Raw genomic sequence first — 7017 nt, 5'->3', positions numbered from 1 at the left:
CCTCCGGCTGGCCGAGCGCGACGGCGGTGAGTGGCGGGCCGCCGTTGACCTCCGCCCGTACGCCTTCGGCGAGACCGAGCTGTGGGTGGCCAGCGACCTCGGTGCGCACCAGCGGCCCGGCGTCCTCCGGCACGATCACGTCCTGGGCATCGGCCAGGCCTCGCTGACGCTGGCCCAGCTGACCGTCCGCTCCGAGGTGGAACGTGCCCTGGACCTGGGCACCGGGTGCGGGATCCAGCTCTTCCACCTGCTGGGCCACACCCGCCACGCCACCGCGACGGACATCTCGGAGCGGGCGCTGGCCTTCACCCGGTTCAACCTCGCGCTCAACGCCGGCGCCCTCGGGCTGGACCCGGACAACCTGGCGGAGCGGGTCAGCCTGCGCCTGGGCAGCCTGTTGGAACCGGTGGCGGGGGAACGGTTCAACCTGGTGGTGTCCAACCCGCCGTTCGTGATCACACCGCGCCGCCCTGCCGAACGCGCCGAGGAGCAATTCACCTACCGCGACGGCGGACTGCCCGGCGACGACATCGTGGCCTCCCTCTTCCGCTCCCTGCCCTCGGTGCTGGCCGACGGCGGCGTCGCGCAGATGCTGGGCAACTGGGAAATTACGGCGGGCGCGGGCAGCTGGCACGCCCGGTTGGAGCAGTGGCTGGCGCCGGACACCGACGCCTGGGTCATCCAGCGGGAGCAGCTCAGCCCGGCGCAGTATGCGCAGACGTGGCTGCGGGACGCCTCGGTGAACCGCGACCCGGAGCTGTTCGAATCCGCGTACGCCGCCTACCTGGACGATTTCGCGTCCCGGGACGTGGAGGCCCTCGGCTTCGGGCTCGTATGGCTGCGCCGCTGCCTGCCGGAAACCACGGCGGCCGCTGCAGGCGCAGGGTTGCTGCGGCGGTTCGAGGAGATCACCTATCCGATCGAGCAGCCCATCGGCCCGCACCTGGCCGCTGCGGTCGAGCGGGCCGATTGGCTGGCCGAGCACGCCGCGGACTTTGGCAGCCAGCACCTGCGGGTGGCCGAGGACGTGACCGAGGAGCGGCACCAGCGGCCCGGTGCCGAACACCCCGGCGTCATCTTGCTGCGCCAGGGCGCGGGGCTGCGCCGGACCAACCTGATGAGCACCGAGTTGGCCGGGTTCGTTTCCGCCTGCGACGGCGAACTGGGCGTGGACCAGATCATCGGTGCGCTGGCGGCGCTGTTGGGCCGCGAGGAGCCGGACTTCGCCCCGCAGTTGTCCGCCGAAGTGCGGAACTTGGTGGCAGACGGCTTCCTGGTGCCTGCCGGCGGATAAAAGGGAATCGTTGCCGGATTGCAGTCCGGGATTGGCCCGCAACCCCGCCCGGCAGCCGTGACCGGCATTACACTTACTGATCATGACTAAGGCTTCAACCACCACGACCGGCCGGGCGGTCAAGGCAGCGGCGGCCACTCCGGCCGAACCGGCAGCCGGAGACAGGGTCAATATCTCCGACGCCCGCGCCATCCGTGCCCTGGCCCATAACGTGCGGTTGAAGGTCATCGAAGAGCTCTTTGATACGCAGCAGCCGGCCACCGCCACGGAATTGGCGCAGCGGCACGGACTGACGCCCAGCGCCATGAGCTACCACCTCCGGGCGCTGGAAAAGTGGGGATTCGTCAAACGGTGCGTGAACCAGGGCGACGGCCGCGAACGGCACTGGCAGGCCGCCGCCGGACGCCTGGACGTGACCAGCGTGGCGGACAGCCGTGCCGCCACCATGGGCGTGGTGGATGTGGAACTGAACGACCTGCGCGAACGCCTGTCCAAGTACGTCAAACGGGACAAGCAATTGCCGAACCCGGACACCTGGCGGCAGGAAGGGCACCTGGCGGCGCTCAGTACGGGACGGTTCTACCTGACCGAGGAACAGCGGAAGGACCTCGGCCGGCGGATCGGCGAGATCCTGCTGGAATTCAGCCCGACCACCAATCCCGAAAACCGGGGCGAAGGGGCGGAAAAGCTTTACTATGTTTTCTCCTTCCTGCCCGGCGACATCGACAACGATTAGGGCCCTGCGGCGGGCATCGGCGACGGTCCGCGGCCCCGGAGGCGGCCGGCTGCACGCGCTGGCGTTTTCTGTTTCGCGGTACTGTTGCGGCTAACCTAGTGCTGACGGTCCTCCACCCCGCCGGGTTGGGGGACGTATTTACAAGCGCATCAACACCCTTTCTTTACGTAGGAGCACAGTGCCAGCCAAGGCCCGCGAAAAAACCGGCAAGAAACTCGTCATCGTCGAGTCCCCGGCCAAGGGCAAAACCATCGCCGGGTACCTTGGCGAGGGCTTTGAGGTCACGGCTTCCATGGGGCACATCCGTGACCTGCCCCAGCCCTCCGACCTGCCGGCCGAGCTGAAAAAGACGTCGGTAGGAAAGTTTGCGGTGGACATCGAGAACGATTTCGAGCCGTATTACGTGGTGTCTCCGGACAAGAAGAAAAAGGTCTCCGAGCTCAAGTCGATGCTCAAGGACGCCGACGAACTTTATCTGGCAACTGACGGTGACCGCGAGGGCGAAGCCATCGCATGGCATCTGCTGCAGGTGCTGCAGCCCAAGGTGCCCGTGCACCGCATGACGTTCAGCGAGATTACCCGCGAAGCCCTGCAGCGCGCCCTGACCGAGGTCCGCGAGGTGGACACCGACCTGGTCGACGCCCAGGAGACCCGCCGCATCGTGGACCGGCTCTTCGGCTACGAACTCTCGCCGGTGCTCTGGCGCAAGGTCAAGGCAGGGCTGTCCGCCGGACGCGTACAGTCCGTGGCTACCCGGCTGGTCGTCGAGCGTGAGCGCGAGCGGATGGCGTTCCGGGCGGCCTCCTACTGGGACCTGGTGGCAACCGTGGCGCCGGAGGACGCGGCCAAGGGCGGAGTGTTCAAGGCGAAGCTGGTTTCGGTGGACGGCAGCCGGGTCGCCGTCGGCAAGGACTTCAACGATCTGGGCCAACTCAAGGCCCGCTCCGCCGTCCATCTGGACGAGGCGGCCGCCACCGCGCTGGCAGACTCCCTGCGCAGCGCCAGCTTCTCCGTCCGCGCGGTAGAGAACAAGCCCTACACCCGCCGGCCGGCGGCGCCGTTCACCACCTCCACCCTGCAGCAGGAGGCGGCCCGCAAGCTCCGGTTCTCCGCCCGCTCGACCATGCAGGTGGCGCAGAAGCTGTACGAAAACGGCTACATCACCTATATGCGCACCGACTCGCCGGCGCTGAGCGACCAGGCCGTCAACGCCGCGCGGCGCCAGGCCTCAGAGCTGTACGGGCCCGAGTATGTCCCGGATGCCCGCCGCGTCTACAAGGGCAAGGACAAGAACGCCCAGGAAGCCCACGAAGCCATCCGGCCCGCCGGTGATTCGTTCCGCACGCCCGGCCAGGTCCGCAGCCAGCTTTCCAGCGACGAGTACCGGCTGTACGAGCTGGTCTGGAAACGCACGGTGGCCTCGCAGATGGCCGACGCCAAGGGATCGACGTCGACCGTGCGGCTCGGCGCCACGGCCGGGGACGGGCGGGACGCGGAGTTCACCGCATCCGGCACCGTCATCACGTTCCCCGGTTTCCTGGCCGCCTACGAGGAGGGCAAGGACGCCGGACGCGAGGACGAGGACGATGCCACCGGCGGGCGCCTGCCGAACCTCGCCAAGGGTGACGCGCTGGACGCACAGGCGGTCGACGCCGTCGGGCACGAGACATCGGCACCGCCGCGCTACACCGAAGCATCGCTGATCAAGACGCTGGAAGACCGCGGCATCGGCCGTCCGTCCACCTACGCCGCCACCATCTCCACCATCATGGACCGCGGCTACGTCCGCACCCGCGGCTCCGCCCTGGTGCCAAGCTGGATCGCGTTCTCCGTGGTGCGGCTCTTGGAGGAGTACTTCAGCGACTACGTCGACTATGACTTCACGGCGGAACTCGAAGAGGGCCTGGACCGCATTGCCCGCGGCGAGGCCAGCCGGACCGAGTGGCTCTCCGGCTTCTACTACGGGGACCGCAAGGAAACCGGCCTGAACACCGTGGTGAACGACCTGGGCGAAATCGACCCGCGCCGGATCAATTCGATCGAGATTGCCGAGGGCATCACCCTGCGGGTGGGCAAGTTCGGCCCCTACCTGGAACGCAACGGCGAGGGCGACGGCGAGGAGCCGGAACGGGCCAACGTCCCCGACGACCTGGCTCCGGACGAGCTGACCCCGGAGAAAGCCCTCGAGCTGATGGAAACCCAGGGGCCGGGCGAGCGCGAGCTTGGCAAGGATCCGGAGACCGGCCGGACGATCGTGGCCAAGGAAGGCCGTTACGGCGCCTACGTCACCGAAGTGATCCACGAGCCGACGGCCGAGGAACTGGCCGCGCAGCCGGTGGAGTACTACAAGAACGGCAAGCCCAAGCCGCCGAAAAAGCCCGCCAAGGTCAGGCCTCGCACCGGTTCCCTGTTCAAGTCGATGAGCGTGGACACCGTCACCCTCGAGGACGCGCTGAAGCTGTTGAGCCTGCCGCGAGTGCTTGGCACCGATGCCGAGGGCACCGAAATCACCGTGCAGAACGGACGCTTCGGCCCGTACCTGAAGAAGGGCAGCGACTCGCGGTCGATCGGCTCCGAAGAGGAAATCTTCACCATCACGCTGGAACAGGCGCTGGAGATCTACGCGCAGCCGAAGACCCGCGGCGGCCGCACCGCCGCCGCACCGCTGGCCGAGTTCGGCGTGGACCCGGTGTCGGAGAAGAACATCGTGGTCAAGGACGGCAGGTTCGGCCCCTACATCACTGACGGCGTCACGAACATCACGGTGCCGCGCGCCACCAGCATCGAAGAGCTGACACGCGAGCAGGCCATCGAACTGCTGGCGGAGAAGCGCGCGAAGGGACCGGCGAAACCGGCGGCGAAGAAGCCGGTACGGCGCAAGGCCGCCGCCAAGAAGTAGCGGACGCCCCGGCCGCCGCCCGCGGCGGTCGGGGCCGGACGCGGTGCCCGTTTGCGGTGCCCGTGCCGCAGGCCTGCATAATATGAACATGCGTCTGGGTGTTCTCGACATCGGTTCCAACACGGTGCATTTGTTGTTGGTGGATGCCCGCCCGGGTGCCCGGCCGGTGCCTTTCGCCTCGCACAAGCGGCCGCTGTCGCTGGTGGCGTACCTGGATGCCGCGGGCAGCATCAGCGAAGAGGGCCAGCAGGAACTCATCGGCTTTATCCGAGAGGCCTGGCGGTTCGCCGGGCTGCACGGGGCCGAAGACATGCTGGCCTTCTGCACCTCCGCCATCCGCGAAGCGACCAACGGCAGGGCTGTGCTGGACCGGGTCAAGGCGGAAGCCGATGTCACGCTGCAGGAGCTGACCGGCCCGGAGGAGGCCGGCATGACCCTGGTGGCCGTCCGCCGCTGGTACGGCTGGGGGTCGGGCACCATCCTCGACCTGGACATCGGCGGAGGCTCCTTCGAGATGGCCATCGGTCATGACGAATTGCCCGAACACGCCGTCTCGGTGCCGCTGGGAGCGGGCCGGCTGAACCGGGAGTGGCTGCCCGAGGACCCCCCGAGCGTGAAGAGCATCAGGGACCTGCACGGGTATATCCGCGAGACGCTGGCTCCAGCGGTCAAAGAAATTTCTGCCCACGGCCGGCCGGACATGGTGGTCGGAACCTCCAAGACCTTCCGCTCGCTGGCACGGATTGCCGGAGCCGCACCCTCGGCCGCTGGCCCTTACGTGCGGCGGGAACTGCACCGCACGGACCTGTCCCTGTGGACGCGCCGCCTGGCCGCGATGCCGGTCAGCGACCGTGTCAACCTGCCGGGTGTCTCGATGGTGCGGGCGCCGCAATTGCTCGCGGGTGCGATGGTTGCCGAGGCGGCGATGGAAATGTTCGAGACCGAGACGCTGCAGATCTGCCCGTGGGCGCTGCGGGAGGGGCTGATTCTCAAACGCTTCGATCACCTGCTCTACGACAGTGACGCCCCGGTCAGCCCCGTGGGCACCATGCTGGTGCGGCAGGCGCTGGAGCCGGCCCCCGCCGTCGAGAAGGTGGGCAGCTAGCAAACCCCGGCCCAACAGCCGCGGAAACGTCACGCGGTGGGGCTGTGCGATGGAGGGCTTAAATGGCGACGCCGGCGAACGTTGCGGTCGGTTGGGGGAGTCAACCGCTGTTCGCCGGCGCCTGGACCGGAACCAGCAGGTCCGGTCCATCATCACTCGCACCTTGATGAGGTGCTTATGACACTAGACGCAGACCTTGGGACAACGCCGTTAAACACCTGAACGGGACCTGTGAGTCCTTCCCCGCAGGTGTGCGCGGGGCACCGGACGGCGGCACGCGCCGGAGGACGGCCCCATGATTCAATGGCAGACATGACTGCTGACGCCACGGGAACGCCAACCGCACGCCGCATCGCTTTCCTGGGCTGTGGGTCCATGAACGAGGCCATCCTGGCCGGGCTGCTGGCCTCCGGAACACCGGCGGAAAATATGACCGCGACGGTGCGCCGCAGCGAACGCGCCGCGGAACTGCGCGGACGTTATCCCGGCCTGACGGTGCTGGCGGAACAAGACGACCCGGCGGCCAACACCCATGCGGTGCAGGGCGCCGACGTAGCCGTGCTGGGCGTGAAGCCGGCCGGCATCGCGGACCTGTGCCGGACCATTGCGCCGGCCTTGGACGCGGCGACCGTGGTGGTGTCCGTGGCCGCGGCAGTCACCGTTGCCGCCATGGAAGCCGCCCTGCCGGATGGCCAGCCGCTGGTGCGCAGCATGCCCAACACGCCGCTCAAGGTGCGCCGGGGGGCCGTAGGCCTCTCCGCCGGCAGCCACGTGACCGATGCCCAGCTGCAGGCCGCCCGCGAGGTATTCGCCGGCGCAGGCACCGTCGTCGTGGTTCCGGAACACCAGTTGGACGCGGTGTCCGCGGTCAGCGGTTCCGGCCCCGCCTATGCCTTCTACCTGGCCGAGGCGATGGCCGCCGCCGGCGTGGAGCTGGGCCTGGAGCCGGAGCTGTCGATGACGCTGGCCCGCGAGACCGTGGC

General features: G+C 68.4%; 5 protein-coding genes. All 5 read left to right on the top strand.

The annotated features are described in order from the left end of the window. A partial coding sequence (locus AC5RV2_RS12895; protein ID WP_494092656.1) for a methyltransferase occupies positions 1 to 1294 on the top strand: 1294 nt, incomplete at its 5' end. Positions 1295 to 1376: 82 nt separating this feature from the next. Further along, positions 1377 to 2030 carry an ArsR/SmtB family transcription factor gene (locus tag AC5RV2_RS12890; RefSeq protein ID WP_494092655.1) on the top strand — a complete coding sequence of 218 codons (654 nt, stop codon included), beginning with the start codon at positions 1377 to 1379 and terminating at the stop codon, positions 2028 to 2030. A gap of 178 nt (positions 2031 to 2208) precedes the next feature. Continuing rightward, positions 2209 to 4929 (top strand): type I DNA topoisomerase, encoded by a 2721-nt coding sequence (gene topA, locus AC5RV2_RS12885; protein WP_494092654.1) that lies wholly within the window; start codon positions 2209 to 2211, stop codon positions 4927 to 4929. A gap of 88 nt (positions 4930 to 5017) precedes the next feature. Continuing rightward, entirely contained in the window at positions 5018 to 6034 is a 1017-nt protein-coding gene (locus AC5RV2_RS12880; protein WP_494092653.1) for a Ppx/GppA phosphatase family protein, read from the top strand. Positions 6035 to 6346: 312 nt separating this feature from the next. Further along, positions 6347 to 7017 (top strand): pyrroline-5-carboxylate reductase family protein (locus tag AC5RV2_RS12875; protein ID WP_494092652.1); only part of this gene is annotated, 671 nt, incomplete at its 3' end.

It is taken from the genome of Arthrobacter sp. Y3225116 (assembly GCF_059091245.1).
The sequence above is the reverse complement of the archived record's forward strand: the minus strand, read 5'-3'. Positions and strand labels throughout refer to the sequence as shown.

What these genes read in the sequence shown, in the direction of transcription:
- AC5RV2_RS12890 (WP_494092655.1), top strand. Translation starts at nt 1,377, where the DNA reads ATGACTAAGGCTTCAACCACCACGACCGGCCGGGCGGTCAAGGCAGCG.
- AC5RV2_RS12880 (WP_494092653.1), top strand. Translation starts at nt 5,018, where the DNA reads ATGCGTCTGGGTGTTCTCGACATCGGTTCCAACACGGTGCATTTGTTG.